The 20,692-nt window shown below is 68.0% G+C and carries 18 protein-coding genes and 1 pseudogene; 8 read left to right on the forward strand and 11 right to left on the reverse strand.

The annotated features are described in order from the left end of the window. Positions 1–3 precede the first annotated feature (3 nt). From OG579_RS09225 to OG579_RS09235, 3 genes are all read right to left on the reverse strand, one after another. Entirely contained in the window at positions 4–765 is a 762-nt protein-coding gene (locus tag OG579_RS09225; RefSeq protein WP_045821859.1) for an MlaE family ABC transporter permease, read from the reverse strand. 222 nt (positions 766–987) lie between these two features. Continuing rightward, positions 988–1,878 (reverse strand): 3-oxoacyl-ACP reductase, encoded by an 891-nt coding sequence (locus OG579_RS09230; RefSeq protein ID WP_328858884.1) that lies wholly within the window; start codon positions 1,876–1,878, stop codon positions 988–990. A gap of 79 nt (positions 1,879–1,957) precedes the next feature. Continuing rightward, entirely contained in the window at positions 1,958–2,146 is a 189-nt protein-coding gene (locus OG579_RS09235; RefSeq protein ID WP_045821857.1) for a ferredoxin, read from the reverse strand. Between the two features lie 139 nt (positions 2,147–2,285). On the opposite strand from OG579_RS09235, the gene OG579_RS09240 reads away from it, so the two are divergent. From OG579_RS09240 to OG579_RS09250, 3 genes are read left to right on the forward strand one after another with little or no spacing between them, the layout of a single operon-like run. After that, a complete protein-coding gene (locus OG579_RS09240; protein ID WP_328858885.1) occupies positions 2,286–3,473 on the forward strand; it encodes an acyl-CoA dehydrogenase family protein in 1,188 nt (395 codons plus the stop codon). Between the two features lie 25 nt (positions 3,474–3,498). Further along, positions 3,499–4,605, forward strand: a complete 1,107-nt coding sequence (locus OG579_RS09245) for an acyl-CoA dehydrogenase family protein (RefSeq protein WP_328858886.1) — start codon at positions 3,499–3,501, stop codon at positions 4,603–4,605. A 26-nt stretch (positions 4,606–4,631) separates the two neighbouring features. Further along, a complete protein-coding gene (locus OG579_RS09250; protein ID WP_328858887.1) occupies positions 4,632–6,137 on the forward strand; it encodes a long-chain-fatty-acid--CoA ligase in 1,506 nt (501 codons plus the stop codon). Here OG579_RS09250 and OG579_RS09255 read toward each other — a convergent pair. Further along, on the reverse strand, positions 6,126–7,271 hold the full coding sequence (locus tag OG579_RS09255; protein WP_045821854.1) for an NAD(P)H-dependent flavin oxidoreductase: 1,146 nt from the start codon (positions 7,269–7,271) through the stop codon (positions 6,126–6,128). The genes OG579_RS09250 and OG579_RS09255 overlap by 12 nt on opposite strands. A 30-nt stretch (positions 7,272–7,301) precedes the next feature. Then, positions 7,302–8,984, reverse strand: a complete 1,683-nt coding sequence (locus tag OG579_RS09260; protein WP_328858888.1) for an acyl-CoA synthetase — start codon at positions 8,982–8,984, stop codon at positions 7,302–7,304. A 75-nt stretch (positions 8,985–9,059) separates the two neighbouring features. On the opposite strand from OG579_RS09260, the gene OG579_RS09265 reads away from it, so the two are divergent. Then, a complete protein-coding gene (locus OG579_RS09265; RefSeq protein ID WP_328858889.1) occupies positions 9,060–9,896 on the forward strand; it encodes a crotonase/enoyl-CoA hydratase family protein in 837 nt (278 codons plus the stop codon). Here OG579_RS09265 and OG579_RS09270 read toward each other — a convergent pair. Continuing rightward, on the reverse strand, positions 9,883–10,521 hold the full coding sequence (locus OG579_RS09270) for a TetR/AcrR family transcriptional regulator (protein ID WP_328858890.1): 639 nt from the start codon (positions 10,519–10,521) through the stop codon (positions 9,883–9,885). The two genes, OG579_RS09265 and OG579_RS09270, sit on opposite strands and share 14 nt — an antisense overlap. Before the next feature lie 71 nt (positions 10,522–10,592). On the opposite strand from OG579_RS09270, the gene OG579_RS09275 reads away from it, so the two are divergent. Next, a complete protein-coding gene (locus OG579_RS09275; RefSeq protein WP_328858891.1) occupies positions 10,593–12,020 on the forward strand; it encodes a cytochrome P450 in 1,428 nt (475 codons plus the stop codon). Here the strand turns inward: OG579_RS09275 and OG579_RS09280 are convergent. The 5 genes and pseudogenes from OG579_RS09280 to OG579_RS09300 all read right to left on the reverse strand — a co-directional run bounded on the left by OG579_RS09280 (position 12,017) and on the right by OG579_RS09300 (position 17,358). Next, positions 12,017–13,284: pseudogene (locus OG579_RS09280) on the reverse strand (DUF222 domain-containing protein). The gene OG579_RS09275 and the pseudogene OG579_RS09280 sit on opposite strands and share 4 nt — an antisense overlap. A 198-nt stretch (positions 13,285–13,482) precedes the next feature. Next, positions 13,483–14,097 (reverse strand): glycosyltransferase, encoded by a 615-nt coding sequence (locus tag OG579_RS09285; protein ID WP_328858892.1) that lies wholly within the window; start codon positions 14,095–14,097, stop codon positions 13,483–13,485. Positions 14,098–14,238: 141 nt separating this feature from the next. Then, positions 14,239–14,643 carry a hypothetical protein gene (locus tag OG579_RS09290; protein WP_328858893.1) on the reverse strand — a complete coding sequence of 135 codons (405 nt, stop codon included), beginning with the start codon at positions 14,641–14,643 and terminating at the stop codon, positions 14,239–14,241. Positions 14,644–14,712: 69 nt separating this feature from the next. Continuing rightward, on the reverse strand, positions 14,713–16,275 hold the full coding sequence (locus OG579_RS09295) for an acyl-CoA synthetase (protein ID WP_328858894.1): 1,563 nt from the start codon (positions 16,273–16,275) through the stop codon (positions 14,713–14,715). A gap of 27 nt (positions 16,276–16,302) precedes the next feature. Further along, the gene (locus tag OG579_RS09300; protein WP_328858895.1) at positions 16,303–17,358 is read right to left on the reverse strand and encodes an LLM class F420-dependent oxidoreductase; all 1,056 of its coding nucleotides are present in this window, start codon (positions 17,356–17,358) and stop codon (positions 16,303–16,305) included. 68 nt (positions 17,359–17,426) lie between these two features. Between OG579_RS09300 and OG579_RS09305 the strand changes: the two genes are divergently transcribed. Genes OG579_RS09305 through OG579_RS09315 form a run of 3 tightly spaced genes read left to right on the forward strand, consistent with a single transcriptional unit; the run spans position 17,427 to position 20,669 of the window. Further along, the gene (locus tag OG579_RS09305) at positions 17,427–18,443 is read left to right on the forward strand and encodes a Zn-ribbon domain-containing OB-fold protein (protein ID WP_150116601.1); all 1,017 of its coding nucleotides are present in this window, start codon (positions 17,427–17,429) and stop codon (positions 18,441–18,443) included. Between the two features lie 10 nt (positions 18,444–18,453). After that, a complete protein-coding gene (locus tag OG579_RS09310) occupies positions 18,454–19,500 on the forward strand; it encodes a thiolase domain-containing protein (protein ID WP_328858896.1) in 1,047 nt (348 codons plus the stop codon). Then, positions 19,500–20,669 (forward strand): thiolase domain-containing protein, encoded by a 1,170-nt coding sequence (locus tag OG579_RS09315; RefSeq protein ID WP_328858897.1) that lies wholly within the window; start codon positions 19,500–19,502, stop codon positions 20,667–20,669. Before OG579_RS09310 ends, OG579_RS09315 begins: the two co-directional genes overlap by 1 nt. Positions 20,670–20,692 lie beyond the last annotated feature (23 nt).

Here is a 20,692-nt window from a genome sequence, read left to right on the forward strand (position 1 = left end):
GCGCTACCCCGTCGCCTTCAGGCCGACGGCGGTGACCACGACGTTGACCACGAACAGCGCCATGAACGAGTAGACGACGGTCTCGTTGACCGCGTCACCGACGCCCTTGGCGCCGCCCTTGACGTTGAGGCCGCGGTAGCAGCCGACGAGACCGGCGAACAGTCCGAACAGGGCCGCCTTCACCATCGAGATGACGAGTTCGCCGAATCCGGTGAGCAGCGTCAGGTTGGCGATGAACGCACCCGGGTTCACATCCTGCAGATACACCGAGAACACGAAGCCGCCGCCGAGACCGATGGTGCACACCAGGCTGTTGAGAAGCACCGCGACGCCGGTGGAGGCGATCACGCGCGGCACCACCAGACGGTGGATCGGGTCGATGCCGAGAACTTTGAGGGCGTCGATCTCCTCGCGGATGGTGCGGGCCCCGAGGTCGGCGCAGATGGCGGTCGCACCGGCACCGGCCACGATGAGCACGGTGACGATGGGGCCGATCTGGGTGATGGTGCCCAGCGCCGCGCCGGCACCGGAGAGGTCCTGCGCGCCGATCTCGCGCAGCAGGATGTTCAGGGTGAAGCTGACGAGCACGGTGAAGGGGATCGCGACGAGGACGGTCGGCACCATCGAGACCCGGGCGATGGCCCACGACTGCTCGATCGTCTCGCGGGTCTGGAACGGTCGCCGCGGCAACTCGCGGGCGGTCGCCACCGCGAGGGCGACGAAATCGCCGACTCCGACGAAGGGAGCCGCCAGGCGTGCGTTCACCGACTCTCCTCACACAACGGTGTACCGCGGGACGTACCCCGGTTCGGCCCCGCTCCGCCTGAGGTCCGGCAACCATAACGTGTTCCAGTTACGTTCATGACTGTTTTCCGATTGCCGCCGATAATGGCCTGAACTGCAGTGATCGGCGCATCGTCGCGATCGACGATCTCCGACGAGCTGAACTTAGCATGCGTCCAATTGGTGGCCGGACGGTTCACCGGCTCACTGCGCAAGAGCCTGGGCGGCGGAGAAGGTGACGCCGGGGTCGCGGCCGTCGAAGTACCGCCCGACCGCGGCCGCGAGATCGTCGGGATCCCACGCCGCACCCGGTGCGGTGAACGTCTCGGCGACGGTCGGCGCGGCCATCAGGGTCACCTTCGGGCCGTAGACGATGAACACCTGTCCCGACACCGACGCCGACTCGGGGCCGGCGAGGAAGCCGACGAGGGAGACCACGTGGTCGGTCGACAGGGGGTCGACCTCGCCCTCGGGCGCCTCTCCGAACACCGCAGCCGTCATCGCGGTGCGGGCACGCGGACAGATGGCGTTGGCGGTGGGGCCGTATCTCGCGAGGACGCGCGAGGCCGACAGCGTCAGAGCGGTGATGCCCGCCTTCGCGGCGCCGTAGTTGGCCTGCCCCTCGGGACCGAGCAACCCGGCCTCCGACGAGGTGTTGATGATGCGCCCGTACACCGGTGCGCCCGCCGCCTTCGAGGCCGACCGCCAGTGCGCGGCGGCGTTGCGGGTCAGCAGGAAGTGTCCGCGAAGGTGGACCGCGACCACGAGATCCCAGTCGTCGTCGGACATGTTGAACAACATCCGGTCACGCACCACACCGGCGTTGTTCATGACGATGTCGAGCGCGCCGTTGTCCTCGACGGCGACACGCATGATCTCCGTCGCGGTCGCCGAGTCGGAGATGTCGCCCGCGACGGCGACGGCCTTGCTGCCGTGCGCCGCGATCTCGTCGACGACGTCGCTGGCGTCCAGCGCGCCGGCGAGGTCGTTGACGATGACGGTGGCGCCGAGCGCGCCTAGCCCGATCGCCTCCGCACGGCCCAGGCCGGCGGCAGCGCCGGTGACAACAGCTACGCGTCCTTCGAGTGCACCCACGGGCTAGAACCTGTTCTAATTTCGCCCGAATGTCAAGCGTCTGGGGTCGAGTCGCCCGGTCACGGGCACCCCCGAGACGTCACTCGATCGACAGGGCCGCCTTCGGGCAGTTGGCAACCACCTGACGCATCTCGTCGAGACGGTCCTCGGGCACCTCTTCCTGCAGGATCACCAGGTAATCGTTGTCATCGAGATCGAACACGTCGGGTGCCATCCCCACACACACGGCGTTGGACTCACAGAGGTCGAAATCGGCCTTGATACGCATCTTGTTCAGACTCCTCGGATCACGGCGCGGTGTTGACGCGCTACGCTGACAAACGCTAGAACGTGTTACAGAACTGCGCTCACTCAGGGCTGGTGATCGCAGTTGGAACGTCCGAGTCCAATCGTCTCATGGAGCACCGATGCGCATCGCCTATACCGAGGCACAGGAAGAGCTCCGTCGCGAACTGCGGACCTACTTCGCCGAACTGATGACGCCCGCGCGGCGCGCGGCGCTCGCCTCGGATTCCGGAGAGGTCGGCGAGGGCGACGTCTATCGCGAGGTCGTGGCCCAGATGGGCGCCGACGGGTGGCTGGCTTTGGGTTGGCCCACCGAGTACGGCGGCCAGAACCGCCCGATGATGGATCAGCTCATCTTCACCGACGAAGCCGCCATCGCCGGTGTCCCGGTGCCGTTCCTGACCATCAACTCCGTGGCGCCGACGATCATGAACTTCGGCACCGACGAACAGAAGTCGTACTTCCTCCCTCGCATCGCCGCGGGCGAGCTGCACTTCTCGATCGGATACTCCGAGCCCGGGGCCGGCACCGACCTGGCGTCACTGCGCACCACCGCCGTCGCCGACGGCGACGAGTTCGTGATCAACGGCCAGAAGATGTGGACCAGCCTCATCCAGTACGCCGACTACATCTGGCTGGCGTGTCGTACCGACCCCGAGGCCTCCAAGCACAAGGGCATCTCGATGCTGATCGTGCCCACCGACGCCGAGGGCTTCGGCTACACGCCGGTGCACACGATGGCCGGGGTCGACACCAGTGCCACCTACTACTCCGATGTGCGCGTACCGAAGTCGGCGCTCGTCGGCGAGCTGGGCGGCGGCTGGCCGCTGGTCACCAACCAGCTCAACCACGAGCGCGTCGCACTGTGTTCGGCGGCACCGATTCAGCAGGCACTGCTCGAGACGCGACGCTGGGCGCAGGAGACCAAGCGGGCCGACGGTCAGCGGGTCATCGACGCCGAGTGGGTGCAGCTCAATCTCGCACGGGTCCACGCCAAGGTGGAGTTCCTCAAGCTCATCAACTGGAACATCGCCTCGGAGGCGACACAGGGAGATTCGCCCTCGCCGGCCGACGCCTCGGCCACGAAGGTGTTCGGCACCGAGTTCGCCACCGAGGCCTACCGACTGCTGATGGAGGTGCTCGGTCCCGCCGCGACCCTGCGGCGCGGGTCACCGGGCGCGGCGTTGATGGGACGGATCGAACGGTTCCACCGCTCGTCGCTCATCCTCACCTTCGGTGGCGGCACCAACGAGATCCAACGCGACATCATCGCGATGCTCGCGCTCGGCCAACCTCCCCAGAAGCGATAGAACACCGAAGCGATAGGGCGTAACGATGGATTTCCGACCCACCGAGGCGAGTACCGATCTCACCGGTCTCGCCCGCGACATCGCGGCGAAGATCTCGACCCCTGAACGGATCGCCGAGCTCGAGACCTCGGGCGCCGCGGTCGACGAGCAGCTGTGGCGCGCACTCGCCGACGCCGGACTCCTCGCCCTGGAGGCGACCGAGGACGCCGGGGGTGCAGGACTGGGTGCGGCCGAGAACGTCGCGGTCGCCGAGGAGCTGGGCCGGCACCTCGCCGTGGTCCCGTTCGGTCCGCACTCGATCGCGGCGCTGCCCGCGGTGGCGGCCGCCGGCGGCGCACTCGCCGACCGCTGGCTGAGCGGTATGTGCGACGGGACCACCGTGGTGACCGTCGCGATCGACGACGAGCTCGCCGACGATCCCCTGGCCCCGACGACCTCGGCCCGCCGCGACGGCGACCGGTGGGTGATCGACGGGTGCAAGGTGTCGGTGCCGTTCGCCGAGACCGCCGCGGCGGTCATCGTCACCGCATCGAGCGACGACGGCCTCGTCGCGCTCGTCGTGCCGACCGACGCACCGGGCGTGACGATCAGTGCGGCGCGCACGACGGGGCTGGTCCCGACGGCGTTGATCGAGTTCGCCGATGTCACCCTCGGCGACGACGCGGTCGTCGGTCGGCGTGAGGCCGTGGTGGCGCTGGTGGACCGTATGACGTTGGCGCAGTGCGCCGAACAGGCCGGTGTCGTCGCAGGCGCACTCGACCTCACCGCCGCCTACGGCCGGGAACGCACCCAGTTCGGGCGACCGATCGGCTCGTTCCAGGCGGTCGCGCAGCGTCTCGCCGATGCCTACATCGACGTGCGGGCGGCGAAGCTGACCGTCGTGCAGGCGGCGTACCTCGTCGGCGAGGGACTGCCCGCCGAGACCGAGCTCGCCACGGCGAAGTTCTGGGCCGCCGACGCCGGACACCGGGTCGCGCACACCGCGGTCCACGTCCACGGCGGTGTCGGGATCGACACCAGCCACCCGCTGCACCGCTACTTCCTGCGGGCCAAGCAGAACGAGTTCGCGCTCGGCTCGGCCACCGCGGCGCTGCGACGCATCGGTCACGTCCTGGCGGCGGAGCCGGCCTGACCACGCCCACCATCGCCGACCTCCTCGTGCCGCTCGCCGACACGGAGACCTCGGGCGTCTGGTTCGAGGGCGAGTTCACCTCGTGGCGTGACCATCTCGCGCGGGCACGCGTGTGGTCGCGTGCGGTGCGGGCGCGTCTCGACCCGGATCGACCGCCGCATGTCGCCGTGTTGCTCGACAACGTGCCCGAGTTCGGACTGTTGCTCTGCGCGGCCGCCCTCGACGGCCTGGTGCTGGTCGGGCTGAACACCACGCGGCGCGGCGCGGCGCTGCGCCGCGACATCGTGACCGCCGACTGCGGGCTCGTCCTGCACTCCCCCGACACCGCGCATCTGCTCGTCGACATCGACCTGGGGCCGTCGGTGCCGGTCATCGACATCAGCTCTCCCGCATGGGCGCATCGACTGCGTCAGGCGGCGGATGCACCGACAACCCGGGGTGGTGTCGCACCGACGCCCACGGATCTCCTGATGCTGATCTTCACCTCGGGGACCAGCGGTGAGCCGAAGGCGGTGCGCTGCGACCACAGCAAGTTCGCCGGCGCCGGGGTGATGCTGGCCGACCGATTCGACCTCGGTCACGACGACGTCGTGTACCTGTCGATGCCGATGTTCCACTCGAACGCGATCATCGCCGGGTGGAGCGTCGCCGTCGCCGCGGGAGCGTCGATCGCCCTGCGACGTCGGTTCTCGGCGAGCAACTTCCTCGACGACGTCCGACGCTACGGCGTCACCTACGCCAACTACGTGGGCAAACCGCTGAGCTACATCCTCGCCACCCCCGAGCGGGCCGATGACGCGGAGAACCCGCTGCGCGTGGTCTACGGCAACGAGGCCTCCCCACGGGACATCGTGGAATTCGAGCGCCGCTTCGGGGTGAGGGTGGTCGACGGTTTCGGGTCGACCGAGGGTGGCGTCGCGATCGCGCGGACCCCCGACACCCCACCCGAGGCGCTGGGTCCCCTGGTGGCGCCCGTCGCCATCGTCGACGTCGAGACCGGGACACCCTGCGGCACAGACGAGATCGGCGAGATCGTCAACACCTCCGGGCCCGGACTCTTCACCGGGTACCACGGCGATCGCGATGCCTCCGATGAGCGGATGCGCGGCGGGATCTATCACACGGGCGATCTCGGCTGGGTCGACGCCGCGGGCTACATCCACTTCGCCGGCCGCCTCGGCGACTGGGTACGCGTCGACGGCGAGAACCTGGCCACCGGACCGATCGAGCGAATCCTGCTCCGCCACGACCGGATCCGGCTGGCCGCGGTCTACGGCGTGGGCGCCGACGTCGGTGACGAGATCGTCGCGTCACTGGTGGGCGACGCACTCGACCCCGACGACCTCGCGGAGTTCCTCGCCTCCCAGACCGATCTCGGTCCGAAGCAGTGGCCCCACCACGTCTGCGTCGTCGACGAGCTACCGCGCACCGCGACGTTCAAGGTCCTCAAACGGGAACTGGCCGGTGCCGCGATCGACCCCACGTGGACGCTCGACCGCGGCACCCGCCGCTACCACCCGTCAGGCGGGTGAACGCTCGGCGACCGTGGTCGACAGGCGCGCCACGGTCTGCTCGTACTCGGCGACGAGTCCGTCGATGAGTTCGGCGACCGGCGTGATGGCGTTCATCCGCCCCACGATCTGACCCGCCGGCATGGCCACGACGCTGGCGTCGTCGGCGGCCGAGATCCGGGCGTGGGCCTCACTCACGAGGATGTTCTGCAGCGGCATGGGCAGCGGCTCAGGCGCATCGGCGGCGTCCCAGGCGTCGGTCCATTTGGTCTTGAGCAAGCGCGCGGGTTTGCCCGAGTAGATGCGGCGGCGCACCGTGTCGTGTGACGTCGCGGCGAGCAGCGCCTCCTGGATGACGGTCGGACCGTCTCCGTGGGCGCCGAGTCGGTACTCGGCCGCGGTCAGCCAGTAGGAGCCCATCCACACACCCTGGGCACCCGAGGCGAGTGCGGCGGCCATCTGCCGTCCGCTGCCGACACCACCGGCGGCGAGGACCGACGCGTGGCCCTCGACCGCGTCGACGATCTCGGGCCACAGCACGATCGAGGTGATCTCGCCCGTGTGGCCGCCCGCCTCGTATCCCTGGGCGATGACGATGTCCACACCCGCGTCGACGTGATGCAGCGCATGGGCTTTCGCACCCGCCAACGCGGCGACCGACACCCCGTGGTCGTGCGATTTGTCGATGACGTCCTTGGGCGGTGAGCCCAGTGCGTTGGCGATGAGCTTGATCTGGCCGTAGCGGTCGGCGTGCTCCATCGCGATGTCCACATGCGACCGCGCCACCGAGTGCAGCCACCCGAGGACGCCGGCGTTGACCCGTTCCTCGCCCGGCAGTCGCGGCACCTTCAGTTCGTCCAGCGTGCGCTCGACGAACGCGCGGTGCTCGTCGGGGATCATCGAGTCCAGATCGACCTGCGTTCCCTCGGTGGGGATCTTGGCCGGCATCACGATGTCGACGCCGAACGGCTTGCCGTCGGTGTTCTCGTGCATCCACTCGAGCACGCGGTTGAGTTCGTCGGCCTCGTTGAACCGCACGCACCCCAGCACACCCATGCCACCGGCGCGACTGATCGCCGCGGCGACGTGCTCGGATGGGGTGAACCCGAAGATCGGGTACTCGATCCCGAAGCGTTCGGTCAATTCTGTTCTCATCGTGGATCTCTCGTTTCGTTTGTACGCGGTCTAGACGCGGGTCGAACTGACCGCGAGGGTCTCGTCGGCCTCACGCGATTCGGTGATCCCGGTTCCCCACCGATAGTCGGGCTTGCCGGCCGGCGAGCGCTTGATGGTGTCGACGAACCAGACGCTGCGAGGGCACTTGTATCCGGCGATCTCGGTGCGGGCGACCTCGTTGATGCTCGCCAGGGATGGTCGGGCGTCGTCACGCGTGGCGACCACCGCCGACACACGCTGGCCGTAGCGCTCGTCGGGAACGCCGACGACGACGGCGTCGAACACATCGGGGTGGGCCTTGAGTGCCTGCTCCACCTCTTCGGGGTAGATCTTCTCGCCACCGGAGTTGATGGACACCGAGCCGCGACCCAGCATCGTGATCGCGCCGTCGGACTCGTACCGGGCGAAGTCGCCGGGAATGGAGTAGCGGACACCGTCGTAGACCTTGAACGTTTTGTCCGACTTCACCGGATCGTTGTAGTAGCGCAGCGGGATGTTCCCGGTGCGGGCCATCACGCCGACCTCCTCGGAGCCGACCGGGATCACCGTGCCGTCCTCGCGCAGCAGCACCGTGTTCGGGTCGGCCTTCACGCGAGGTCCACCGGCGTGGTCGGCCCCCTTGGTGATGGCGGCGAGGCCGCCGAAGCCGGTCTCCGACGAACCGATCGCGTCGATGATCATCGCGTTGGGGAACCGGTCGACGTACTGGTCCTTGACGCTCTGGGAGAACAACGCCGCCGACGAGGCGATCGAGAACACCGAGGAGGTGTCGTAGTCCTTCTCGAGCAGGGCGTCGATCATGGGACGCGCCATGGCGTCTCCGGTGATGAAGATGACGTTGACCTTGTGGCGCTCGACGATCTCCCACGTCTGGTGGGCCCCGAACTCCGGATAGATGATCGCCTTGCCGCCGCCGTAGAGCGCCTGGAACACCGCCCACTGCGAGCCACCGTGGATGAACGGCGGGATCGGGAAGCGCACCAGCTGGCCGCCGGCGGCGCCGTCGTTGGCGAACTTCCACTCGTCGTCGATGGGGACGCCGTTGAACCAGTCGGTGCCGCCACCGAGGACGCGGTAGACGTCCTCCTGGCGCCACACCACGCCCTTGGGGTGTCCGGTGGTGCCGCCGGTGTAGAGCATGTACAGGTCGTCGTTGGAGCGCTCCTCGAAGTCGCGTTCCGACGAGTTGTTCGCGATGGCATCGGTGAACTCGATCGCGTCGGCCGTCAGGTGCCCGTGGTTGAGCGCGTCGGCGATGTCGCGGCTCACGCCGTCGGCGGCAAGAGGGCCGACTTCGTCGGGGATGACGATCAGGTGCTTGAGCTTCGGCGCCTTCGGCAGCACCTTGGCGACCTTCTGCGTGAACTGGCGCTCGTAGATGAGCACCTTCATCTCCGAGTCGGTGAAGATGTGCTCGAGTTCGCTCTCCACGTAGCGGAAGTTGACGTTCACCATCACGGCGCGGGCCTTGAAGATCGCGACCATCGCCTCGACGCACTCGAGGGTGTTGCGGCTGTAGACCCCGACGGTGTCGCCGGGGGCGATCCCGAGGGCGCGCAGCTGGTGGGCCAGCGCGTTGGCGTCGGCCTCGAGCTGGGCGTAGGTCCGCGCATCACCGTCGGTCTCGAGCGCCGTGCGCTCGGGCATCAGGTCGACCGCGTGCTCGATGAAGTCGGCGATGTTGTAGGCCATGACCACAAAACTAGAACGTGTTACCGTTTTGGGCAAGCGTCCGATCACCCACGTTGCCAGCGGGAAGAAGTGAGCATGTCCGTGTCGACACCCGAGACCCCGACCACCGCGACCGGCGGGGCCGACGCGCAGCCCCACTGCCTCGTCGAGCAGCGCGGACACACCCTGATCGTGACCATGAACCGACCGCAGGCTCGCAACGCGCTCTCGGGCGAGATGATGCAGATCATGGCCGACGCCTGGGACCGGGTCGACGCCGATCCGAGCATCCGGACCGCGATTCTCACCGGTGCCGGCGGCTACTTCTGCGCGGGGGCCGACCTCAAGGCCATGAACAAGCGTGCGCCCGGCGACGGCTTCGCCTCGGGCGGCTGGGATCTCACGAAGATGCCGGCGCTGCTCAAGGGCCGTCGCCTCACCAAGCCGCTCATCGCCGCGGTCGAGGGCCCGGCCATCGCCGGCGGCACCGAGATCCTGCAGGGCACCGACATCCGCGTGGCCGGCGAGAGCGCCAAGTTCGGTGTCTCCGAGGCCAAGTGGGGCCTGTTCCCCCTCGGTGGGAGCGCCGTGCGGCTCGTCCGCCAGATCCCGTACACGATCGCGGCCGACATCCTGCTCACCGGTCGTCACATCACCGCGACCGAGGCGCTCGACTACGGGCTGATCGGCTACGTCGTCCCGGACGGCACCGCGCTGGACAAGGCGCTGGCCATCGCCGACCTCATCGCCGCCAACGGTCCGCTCGCCGTGCAGGCGATCCTCAAGACCATCCGCGACACCGAGGGCATGCACGAGGAGGAGGCGTTCACCGTCGACGCCGAACTCGGCAAGCAGGTGTTCATGAGCAAGGACGCGAAGATCGGGCCGAAGGCGTTCGCCGAGAAGCGGACCCCGGAGTTTACCGGGGAGTGACGTCGCGCTCCGCGAGGATCTCGCGCAGTCCCTCGGGGAGGATGTCCGGCGAGAGTCCGGCGACCGCACCGAAGAACGCCGACATGCACATCGCCATGACGTCGTCGGTGCGGACGCGCTTGTCGGACAACATCTCGTAGCTCGCCGCGCGCAGCAGGTAGATCCAGCTGCGCAGTGCCACCAGCAGCATCGGTGCCGGATCGTTGCCGCCGCCGGTCGCCACGAGAATGCGTTCGACCTGACGATCGATCGAATTCGCGACGATCGCGACGATCTCGGGGTCGCTGCTCACCGCGCCCCGGAACACCGCCCGCACGCCGAACTCGTGTCGCACGCAGTAGTCGAGAAAAGCGTCGACCCCGTGGCGCAGTTGTTCGACGGGGGTGAGTGCCGGATCCGGCGCGGTCTCGTCCAGCAGTGCCGCGTCCTCACGGATCAGCATGGCGACGAAGAACTCCCGTTTGCCGGGAAAGTAGTGGTAGAGCAGCCCCCGCGAGACGCCGGCGAGCTCGGCGACGCGTTCGATGTGGACCTCGTCGTACGGGTGCGACGCGAACAGCTCGGCACCCAGGTCGAGCAGCTGATCCCGACGTTGCTCGGGGGTCATGCGCGTCCGGGTGGCCATCGCCCCGAGCCTAGTCCGCCCCGGGGATTCGACTACTTGACACGAGTTCAGTAGCGGAGCATCCTCGGGTCGTGGTCTGGAGAATTCGCAACAACTGGTCCGGTCAGCAGTTCCCGCATGCGGGTCGGCGCCTCCCCCTGGTCGGTGACCTGCTCACCTTCCAACCGAGTCGTCCGATCCAGAGCATGCTGGAGAACTCCGTCGGTCTCGGACCGATCTTCGAGTTGCAGGCGTTCCGCCAGAAGATCGTGTTCGTCGGCAGTGTCGAGCTCGCCGCCGAACTGTGCGACGAGACCAGGTTCGGCAAGGCGCTACCGCCCGCGGTGGAGGCGCTACGCGACTACGCCGGCGACGGTTTGTTCACCGCACACAGCGACGAGCCCAATTGGCAGCTGGCACATGAGCTCCTCATGCCGGCGTTCACGAAATCGGCGATGGCGTCGTATCACCCGATCATGGTGGAGACCGCGACCGAACTGTTCGACTACTGGCGCCCCCGGATCGCCGACGGCCCGGTCGACATCTCGCGCGACATGACCAAGCTGACGATGGAGACGTTGAGCCGCAGCGCGTTCAGTCACGACTTCGGTTCGTTCAGCACGGCCAAGCCGCATCCGTTCGTGAAGGCGATGGTGAGTGCCCTCGAGAACGGGCGTCGCAAAGGGGCCTTCCGGGCGATCCCGGGCGGCGAGGTGCTCGCCCGCCTCGCCGATCGCCGGTACGCGCACCATCAGGCCTACAACGACCGGATGCTCGACGAGTTGATCGCCGCCCGCGACGGTTCGACCGATCAACACGATCTCCTGGGCATCATGCTGAACGTCGCCCATCCGGAGACCGGCGAGAAGCTGTCGCCGGTCAACATCCGGCACCAGATCCTCACGTTCCTCGTCGCAGGCCACGAGACGACCTCGGGCGCACTGTCGTTCGCGCTGTACTTCCTGGCCCGCAATCCGCAATGCCTGGCTCGCGCCCAGGCCGAGACCGACGAGATCCTCGGCGACGACCCCGCGGCGATGCCGTCGTTCGAGCAGGTCAGCAAGTTCCGCTACATCCGGCGGGTTCTCGACGAGTCGTTGCGGATCTGGCCAACGGTCCCCGGCTTCGCCCGCAGTCCTCGCGAGACCACCACGCTCGCCGACAAATACACGATGCGGCCGCAGGACTACGCCGTGGTCTCACTCGGTCTCGTGCACAAGGATCCCGCGGTGTGGGAGAACCCCGACGAGTTCGATCCCGACCGTTTCCTCGCCGTGAACGTGAAGAAGCGACCGGCGCACAGCTACAAGCCTTTCGGTGCCGGAGCGCGTGCCTGCATCGGTCGCCAGTTCGCCATCCACGAGGCGGTGCTGGTGCTGGCCTCGATGCTCCACCGGTTCGACCTCAGCGGCGACCCCGACTACCAACTCGACGTCGACGAGCGTCTCACCATGCTGCCCAGGGGCTTCGAGCTCAGCCTGCGGGCGCGCTCACCGCAGATGGCGGAGTCGACCTCCTAGGCAGCGTCGAGGAGCGCTCGGAGCTGTCGTTCGATGAGGCTGACGGGTTCGTCGTGGTGGCCCGGGGGCGCCGGGGCTCGGGAGACGTGGGCGTGCCCGGTGGGTGTGGTGACGGTCGCGGTATGGCGAGTCGTGTCGGTGTGATCAGCGGTGGTCATCCGCCAGCCGGGGTTCTGTTTGGCCCGGTTGTGCGCCCGGCACATGCCGCCGCCATTCGACGCTGAGGTGTCACCACCCCGGGCATGGGGATCGGCATGGTCGTATTCGGCGATCGGTGCATCGCAGTACGGGATGCGACACGACTCGTCGCGCAGGTCGAGGAAGTGTTTCAGTCCGGCAGGGAACAGTCTCGCGATGGAGTCCATCGCGACCAGGGCCCCGCTCGTCGGGGACTTGTAGATCCGGCGCAGGGTGGTGGCGGCGTCAGCATCGAGGGAGGTGGCGACCATGTCGCGGGCGGTGTCGGCGGGGATCGGGCCGTACCCGGTGACGTGCGCTGCCGCATCGCCATTGCCGAGCAGCACCTCGTCGGACATCACGACGTTCACCGCCACCGGCAGGGCATCGACCGTCACCACACCGGTGACCCGTTCGACGAGAGCGTCGGCCATCACCTGCGCGTGGGTCCGATCATCGGCGCCGACGGTGGCATCGGCATGCTTTCTCAACGCCGCGTACACCGAGATCCCCGACACCAACGGCAACAACGCCGACAGGCGCACCATCCCGTCGGGCGCGGGCCGGGTCGACACGCGGCGGTCTTTCGCTGCCTGGGCGTGCCGGTCCACCACGGCCTGCGGGTCGAGCTCGTAGGCATCCGCTTCACCTCGGCGTCCAACGCCCGATCCCCGACACCCTCGAGCACCGACACGTCAGCACACAACCGGCGGTCGATCTCGCCGCGATCACGCGGGGTGAGGTGCGCGGTCTCGCGCACGAGAATGGTCGCCCGCCACTCGGTGAGCGCACCAGCCGCCAATGCCGCACGCGTGTGCGGCATCTCGCGCATCAACGCGCGCGCAAACCCGAGATGCCGACCACCGGCGGACCCCGACGCTTTCCTGGCCAGCGCGACCTCGGCGGCCAACCCGCGACCCTGTCGCGCAACGGTCACACCCGCTGCGGACTCGGCCTCACGGCGAAGTTCTTCCAGTCGCATCGTCTCGACCGCCTGCGCCGCAGCGCATCCCGCCTTGATCGCCTCGAGGAGCGAGATGCGTTCGACCGCTTCGGACTCGGTGGAAGCGCTACCCAGATCCCGCAACGACGACACCACGCGCTGCAGAGCAGCGACATCGGTCTCGTCGAGCGCGATCATGAATCCCCCCGGATATCGAATACATGTTCGAGACTACCGTCCGCCGGCCCGGATGTCCAGTAAGTGGTTGCCATACAACATATTTGAACGAAGATCCGCGATCGCACACATCACGGTGATGACGCCCGGGAGGTACCGAACAGCTCAGTAGCCGTGTCCGGACCGCTCGCCGTCATGCTCGACGCGAATGCCCGGTAGGTATCCGAATCGGTATCCGGCGCGAAGTAGCTTGCGGCGCTTCTTGTCCTCGGACCAGCGGCGGCGGGGCCAGCCGGCGGCGAACACCGATCCCCGCCACACGGACGGGTTGCCGGTGAATGTCGCCGCGTGTTCGATGACGCCGTCGACCTCGCGGAACTCGTGGCCGTCGGCCTGGAGCGCTTCGATCACCCCGCCGTGCTCGTGCTCCACGGGGAAGTGGGGCCCGCGGAGCAGTGCGAGCTGTGCGAGGTACGGCCGGTGGGTGAGGATCTCGTCCATGTGATCGAGGTCGATGTCGGTCACGGCGGTGAAGTCCTCTTCCCACCACAGGGACATCTCCCCCTCGGCCGCGGCACAGGCGGCCCTCATCGCGCGTCCGTAACCGGATCCACCGGTCTCCACGACGGTGCCGAATGTCCGCAGATAAGAGGCGTTCTCGCGGTCACCGGAGTCGTCGATGAAGACGAACTCGGTGACGCCTGTGACGTGCGCTCGGAGGGAGTCCAGCGCACGGTCGATGTACTGCCGTTTCCGATACGTTCCGATGATCGCCTTCATCGGGCTCGTGAACCCATCTGATCAGACGGGCCCTGAGCCCTTTCGACGGTGGGCATCTCTCGGCGTCGTTGCATCAGAGCCGAGCCTTACATGTGTACGACTAGCGGTCAAGGAAACAGAGCCCACTTCGGGGCTACCGCGTCACCGTGGATCGTCGTCCGCGACGATGGAGGGAAGCCCCGATCCGACCGGGTCGAGGACCGCGCGGGCTCGCGTCCCCCACCGTTCGTGCGCCGACTGACGACTCATCCCGGTCGCCCGACCGATGACCGCCCACGGCGCGCCCTGCACCCGGAGCACCACCACCGTCTCGATCCCGTCGAGTCCGGCGGCGACCTGAATGCGCAGGCTCAGCAGGTGCCAGGCGATCGACCTCTCCGCAGGCGTGGCGGTGGACTGCTCGGCATCCCACTCGGGGGTGCCGGGCAGAGGGCCGGTGCCGATGACCTCGTCGGCACAGCGACCCGCTTCGATGGCCGCCGCCGACGTGACCTCTCGAACGTGAGCGGCGACGTCGACATCACACGCCGTATCGATGTAGGACATCGCCGACCTCCTTCGTGTCAGGTTCAGCCTGACGCACGAAGAAGTCTTCTGTCAAGCATTCCCTGACAGTCAGATGGCGCGTTCGGCGCGCTCCCAGTACGGGTCGCGGAGCTTGCGCTTGTACAGCTTGCCGTTGTCGTCGCGGGGCATCTCGTCGACGTAGTCGATGGAGCGCGGGAGTTTGAACTTCGCCAGGCGTGCGCGGGCGTAGTCCATCAGCTCCTCGCTCAGCGCGTCGTCTCCGACCACACCGTCGGCGGGCAGCACGACGGCCTTGATCTCCTCACCCCAATCGGAGTGCGGGACACCGAAGACCGCGACATCGGCGACCTTCGGGTGCACGACCAGCTCACCCTCGATCTCGGCCGGATAGATGTTGACCCCGCCCGAGATGATCATGTCGTTCTTGCGGTCGAGCAGGTAGAGGAAGCCCTCGTCGTCCATGTACCCGATGTCGCCGGTGGTGAACATGTTTCCCACCCTTGCCTTCTGGGTCTTCTCCTTGTCCTTGTAGTACTCGAACGAGGAGCCCTTCATCTCCATGTAGACCTGTCCGCTCTCGCCGCGCGGCACCTCGTTGCCGTCGTCGTCGAGGACCTTGACGATCGAGTACGACCACGCCTTGCCCACCGAACCGGGATGGGTGAGCCACTCGTCGCCGAAGATGGTGGTCCCGCCGCCCTCGGTGGCCGCGTAGTACTCGGTGACCACCGGGCCCCACCACTCGAGCATCTGTTGCTTCACCTCACGCGGACACGGCGCGGCTCCGTGGATCATGTTGCGCAGCGACGAGACATCGTATGTCGCGCGCACCTCTTCGGGCAGCGCGAGCAGGCGGCGGAACTGGGTGGGCACCATGTGGCTGTGGGTCACGCGGTGCTCCTGGATCAGTCGGAGCATCTCCTCGGGATCCCACTTGTCCATCAAAACGACGTTGTGGCCCAACTGGATCGAGATCATCACGAAGTTGACGACAGCGGTGTGGTAGAGCGGGGATCCACAGATGTGCACGTGGTCGTCGTGGGGCACGAGTCCCATCACGCCGAAGAAGCCGATGCCGCCCATCGCCGCCTGCTCGGGTGCGACACCGGGCAGCGGTCGCCGGACACCCTTCGGTTTGCCGGTGGTGCCCGAGGTGTACAGCATGGGCGCACCGGTGGTCCGGTCGGACGGTTCGGAGTCGTCGACGTCGGCGACCAAGTCGTCGAGATCACGGAACCCGTCGATGGACCCGTGCGCGAAGAGGTCGGCGGCAGCCATGCCGGCCTCGCGGGCCGCGATGACCGCGGACTCGGCGAAGCGCTCGTCGGCGACGAAGATCTTGGCCTCGCTGTCGCCGAGGATGTAGGCGATCTCGGGTCCGGTGAGGTGCCAGTTGACCGGCGCGAGATAGAGCCCGATCTGCAGAGCGGCGAACTGCAGGCACACCGTCTCGATGCAGTTCGGCATCGCGATGACGAGGGTGTCGCCGGTCGACAGTCCGTGCGCACGCATCCCGTTGGCGAGCCGGTTGGCCCGCGACACGAGCTCGCCGTAGGAGATCTGCGAGCCCGACGGATCGATCAGCGCGACCGCGTCGGGTGTTGCGCGAGCGATGTTCCACAGACCGATCGGAGCTTCGTTGTCCGCCATCTGCGACCTCCAAAATGAGAACGTGTTCTACCTGTCGGGGTCAGAGTAGACCAGAGCACCCAACTCGCGAACAAGGTCGACCGAGCGGGCGGTCACCATGAGCATCGAGACCCCTGCCGATTCCCACCGACCGATCTCCGCGCGCACCTCCTCGGCGGTGCCGACGATCATGGTCTCGCGCACCATCTCGTCGGGGACCGCGGCGACGGCGGCCTCCTTCCGACCGGCCCGGAAATGCGCCCCGATCTCGTCGACGGCGTCGCCGTACCCCATCCGCCGATAGACCTCGGCGTGGAAGTTGAGCTCCTCGGCGCCCATGCCGCCGACGTACAGCGCGGTGCTGGGCTTATAGCGCGCGATCGCGGCCGGCACGTCGTCGGTGATCTCGACCTGCACCGTTGCCGCCACCTCGAACTCGTCGCGGGTGCGTCGCGCCCCCGGTCGCGCCATGCCCTCGGCGAGGCATTCCTCGTAGTGGTCGGCCAGTCGCGGGGTGTAGTAGATCGCGAGCCACCCGTCGGCGATCTCGCCGGTCAGAGCGATGTTCTTCGGTCCCTCGGCCCCCAGCCAGATGGGGATGTCGCTGCGTAACGGGTGCGTGATCGGCTTCAGGGATTTGCCGAGACCCGTCGACCCGGGCGCATCGGCCGGGTACGGCAGCCGGTAGTGCGGGCCGTCGTTGACGACCTTGCCCTCACGTGCCAGGACATCGCGGATGACCTGCACGTATTCGCGCGTGCGGGCCAGGGGCTTCGCGAACGGCTGGCCGTACCACCCCTCCACCACCTGCGGGCCGGAGACACCCAGACCGAGGATGTGCCGGCCACCGCTGAGGTGGTCGACGGTGAGCGCGTGCATGGCGACCGATGTCGGCGGCCGGGCCGCGATCTGCGCGACGGCGGTCCCGAGCCGCACCCTCGACGTGGCGCTCCCCCACCACGCGAGCGGGGTGAAGGCGTCCGACCCCCACGACTCTGCGGTGAAGACCGCGTCGAACCCCGATTCCTCGGCCGCGGCGATGAGCTCCGGGGCGTTGTCGATCGGGCCCGCGCCCCAGTAGCCGAGTTGGAGTCCGAGCTTCATGACCGACCGTCTTTCCGTCGAGGCGAGGGCGCTTCCTTGCGCCCAATTCTAGAACCTGTTCTACTCCCATGGTGACCATCAGTGAGACCACGCCCGGGTACGTCGCCGCGGCGAGAGCAGAGGTGCCCCCACCGGCGACACCGGTGCTCTCCGCGCCGTTGAGGAACAGCTTCGACTACACCCGCTCGCTCGGCCCGGTGTTGACGAGATTCGCCGAGGGACTGCTCGCCGGCGAGATCGTCGGCGGTCGGTCCGCGGACGGCCGCGTGATCGTCCCGCCGAGCGAGTTCGATCCGGCCAGCGGCGCCCCGACGACAGATTTCGTCACCGTCGGCCCCGCCGGGGTGGTCACGACGTGGTCGTGGCAACCCGAACCGCTGCCCGGGCAGCCCCTCTCCGAGCCGTTCGCATGGGCGCTCATCCGCCTCGACGGCGCCGACACCGACGTCCTGCACGCGGTGCGGGTGTCCACACCCGACGAGATCACCTCCGGCGCGCGGGTCGTCCCCGTGTGGTCGGAGCAACGCACCGGACGCATCGACGACATCTCGTGGTTCGTTCCCGGCGACACGGCCACCGACGCCCCGGCGAATGCCGGCGAGGGACCGGCCACACCGGGCATGATCACCACCCCGATCGGCCTCGCGATCGACCACACCGCCACCGTCGAGGAGAGCTGGTACCTCGAGGGCCTCAAGAACGGCAAGTTGTACGGCAACCGCACCGCCGACGGCGTGTACTTCCCTCCGCGACAGGCGAGTCCGGCCACCGGCGAGCCCGCGGGTGAGCGGGTGGAGTTGCCGGACCACGGCATCATCACCACGTTCTGCATCGTCAACGTGCCGTTCCTCGGCCAGCAGATCAAGCCGCCCTACGTCGCCGCGTATGTGCTCCTCGACGGCGCCGACATCGGCTTCCTGCACCTCATCCTCGAGGTCGAGGCGAGCGAGGTGCGGATGGGGATGCGTGTGCAGGCGGTGTGGCGTGACGAATCCGAATGGGACCACACGCTGCGCAACATCAGTCATTTCCGTCCGACCGGGGAGCCCGATGCGGACTACGACTCCTACAAGAGCCATCTGTGAGGACGCGACCGTGACCATGCCCCGTATCGCGATCATCGGTTTCGCGCACAGCCCACACGTCGAGCAGACGTTCGGCACCACCAACGGCGTCGAGATGTTGATGCCCTGCTTCGCGAAGCTCTACGCCGAGCTCGGCATCAGTCGTACCGACATCGACTTCTGGTGCAGCGGATCGTCGGATTATCTGGCGGGGCGGGCATTCTCGTTCATCTCCGCCATCGACTCGATCGGCGCGGTGCCGCCGATCAACGAATCACACGTCGAGATGGACGCCGCGTGGGCCGCGTACGAGGCGTGGGTGAAGATCGCCACCGGCGAGGTCGACCTCGCCCTGGCCTACGGTTTCGGCAAGACCTCCGCCGGCACCATGGATCTCACCCTCGCGCTGCAGACCGACCCGTACACCGTCGCGCCGCTGTGGCCCGACGCGCGGTCGTTGGCCGCACTGCAGGCCCGCACCGGACTGGAGTCGGGGGCCTGGACCGAGGCCGACATGGCCGCGGTCGTCGCGCGCACCACCGGCGCCTCGGTCGAGGAGCTGCTCGCCGCTCCCCTGGTCGCCGATCCGCTTCGTGCTCACGACCTCTCGCGCTACACCGACGGCGCGGCCGCGGTGATCCTCGCCTCCGAGGACCGTGCACGCGAACTGGTCGCGAACCCGGCGTGGATCACCGGGTGGGACCACCGCATCGACTCGCCCAACTTCGGCGCGCGCGACCTCACCGACTCCCCGTCGACGAGGCTGGCCGCCGACACCGTGCTGGGTGACCACCGTGCGGTCGACGTCGCGGAGATCTACGCGCCGTTCACCCACTCCGAGCTCATCCTGCGCACGGCGATGAAGCTGCCCGACTCGGTGCGGATCAACCCGTCCGGCGGCGCCCTGGCCGCCAACCCGATGTTCGCCGCAGGACTCGAGCGGGTCGGTTTCGCGGCCTCGTCCATCCTCGCCGGCGAGGCGAACACCGCGGTGGCCCACGCCACCAGCGGTCCACTGCTGCAACAGAACATGGTGGTGGCGCTCTCGAGCGACGCTGCTGCCGGAGATGAGAACTGATGGGGCGCAATCGCGCGGCGGTCATCGGGACCGGCCAGACCAAATACGTGGCCAAGCGGCACGACGTGACCATGGCCGGGATGTGCCGCGAGGCCATCGACGCCGCACTCGCCGACGCCGGCTACACGATGGACGACATCGACGCCGTGGTGGTCGGCAAGGCACCCGACCTCTTCGAGGGCGCCATGATGCCGGAGCTCGCGATGGCCGAGCACCTCGGTGCCGTCGGCAAGCGACTCATCCGCGTGCACACCGCGGGTTCGGTGGGTGCGTCGACCGCGGTGGTGGCGTCGTCGCTGATCAGCAGCGGTGTGCACCGCCGGGTGTTGGCGGTGGCGTGGGAGAAGCAGTCGGAGTCGAACGCCATGTGGGCGTTGTCGATCCCCGTCCCGTTCACCATGCCGGTCGGCGCGGGTGCCGGCGGGTTCTTCGCCCCGCACGTGCGCTCCTACATCCGACAGTCCGGTGCGCCCGAGCACATCGGGGCGATGGTGGCGGCGAAGGATCGCCGCAACGGCGCCAAGAACCCCCTCGCACATCTGCACCAGCCCGACATCAGCGTCGAGTCGGTGATGGCCTCGCAGATGCTGTGGGACCCGATCCGCTACGACGAGACCTGTCCCTCGTCGGACGGCGCGTGCGCGGTCATCATCGGCGACGAGAAGGCCGCCGACGACGCCGTGGCGGCGGGGACCCCGGTCGCGTGGATCCACGCCACGGCGATGCGCACCGAACCGTTGTCGTACGCCCACCGCAACCAGGTGAGCCCGCAGGCCGGTCGTGACGCCTCGGCTGCTCTGTGGAAGGCCGCCGGCATCACCGACCCCCTCGAGGAGGTCGACACCGCCGAGATCTACGTCCCCTTCTCGTGGTTCGAGCCGATGTGGTTGGAGAACCTCGGTTTCGCCGCACAGAACGAGGGGTGGAAGCTCACCGAGAAGGGCGAGACCGACTTCGGCGGACGCATGCCGGTCAACACCTCCGGCGGCGTCCTGTCGTCCAACCCCATCGGGGCGTCGGGCATGATCCGCGTCGCCGAGGCGGCGATCCAGGTGCAGGGCAAGGCGGGCGATCACCAGGTCCCCGACGTCCGAAAGGCCTTCGGCCACGCCTACGGTGGTGGGTCGCAGTACTTCTCCATGTGGCTGGTGGGTGCGGAGAAGCCATGATCACGACAACGGAGTTTCGGAGC

It is taken from the genome of Williamsia herbipolensis (assembly GCF_036153515.1).
Lineage (GTDB): Bacteria > Actinomycetota > Actinomycetes > Mycobacteriales > Mycobacteriaceae > Williamsia_A > Williamsia_A herbipolensis.

Coding starts and splice junctions, on each gene's coding strand:
- OG579_RS09235 (WP_045821857.1), bottom strand. CDS start 2,146: ATGCGTATCAAGGCCGATTTCGACCTCTGTGAGTCCAACGCCGTGTGT.
- OG579_RS09240 (WP_328858885.1), top strand. CDS start 2,286: ATGCGCATCGCCTATACCGAGGCACAGGAAGAGCTCCGTCGCGAACTG.
- OG579_RS09245 (WP_328858886.1), top strand. CDS start 3,499: ATGGATTTCCGACCCACCGAGGCGAGTACCGATCTCACCGGTCTCGCC.
- OG579_RS09255 (WP_045821854.1), bottom strand. CDS start 7,271: ATGAGAACAGAATTGACCGAACGCTTCGGGATCGAGTACCCGATCTTC.
- OG579_RS09260 (WP_328858888.1), bottom strand. CDS start 8,984: ATGGCCTACAACATCGCCGACTTCATCGAGCACGCGGTCGACCTGATG.
- OG579_RS09265 (WP_328858889.1), top strand. CDS start 9,060: ATGTCCGTGTCGACACCCGAGACCCCGACCACCGCGACCGGCGGGGCC.
- OG579_RS09270 (WP_328858890.1), bottom strand. CDS start 10,521: ATGGCCACCCGGACGCGCATGACCCCCGAGCAACGTCGGGATCAGCTG.
- OG579_RS09285 (WP_328858892.1), bottom strand. CDS start 14,097: ATGAAGGCGATCATCGGAACGTATCGGAAACGGCAGTACATCGACCGT.
- OG579_RS09290 (WP_328858893.1), bottom strand. CDS start 14,643: ATGTCCTACATCGATACGGCGTGTGATGTCGACGTCGCCGCTCACGTT.
- OG579_RS09295 (WP_328858894.1), bottom strand. CDS start 16,275: ATGGCGGACAACGAAGCTCCGATCGGTCTGTGGAACATCGCTCGCGCA.
- OG579_RS09300 (WP_328858895.1), bottom strand. CDS start 17,358: ATGAAGCTCGGACTCCAACTCGGCTACTGGGGCGCGGGCCCGATCGAC.
- OG579_RS09305 (WP_150116601.1), top strand. CDS start 17,427: ATGGTGACCATCAGTGAGACCACGCCCGGGTACGTCGCCGCGGCGAGA.
- OG579_RS09315 (WP_328858897.1), top strand. CDS start 19,500: ATGGGGCGCAATCGCGCGGCGGTCATCGGGACCGGCCAGACCAAATAC.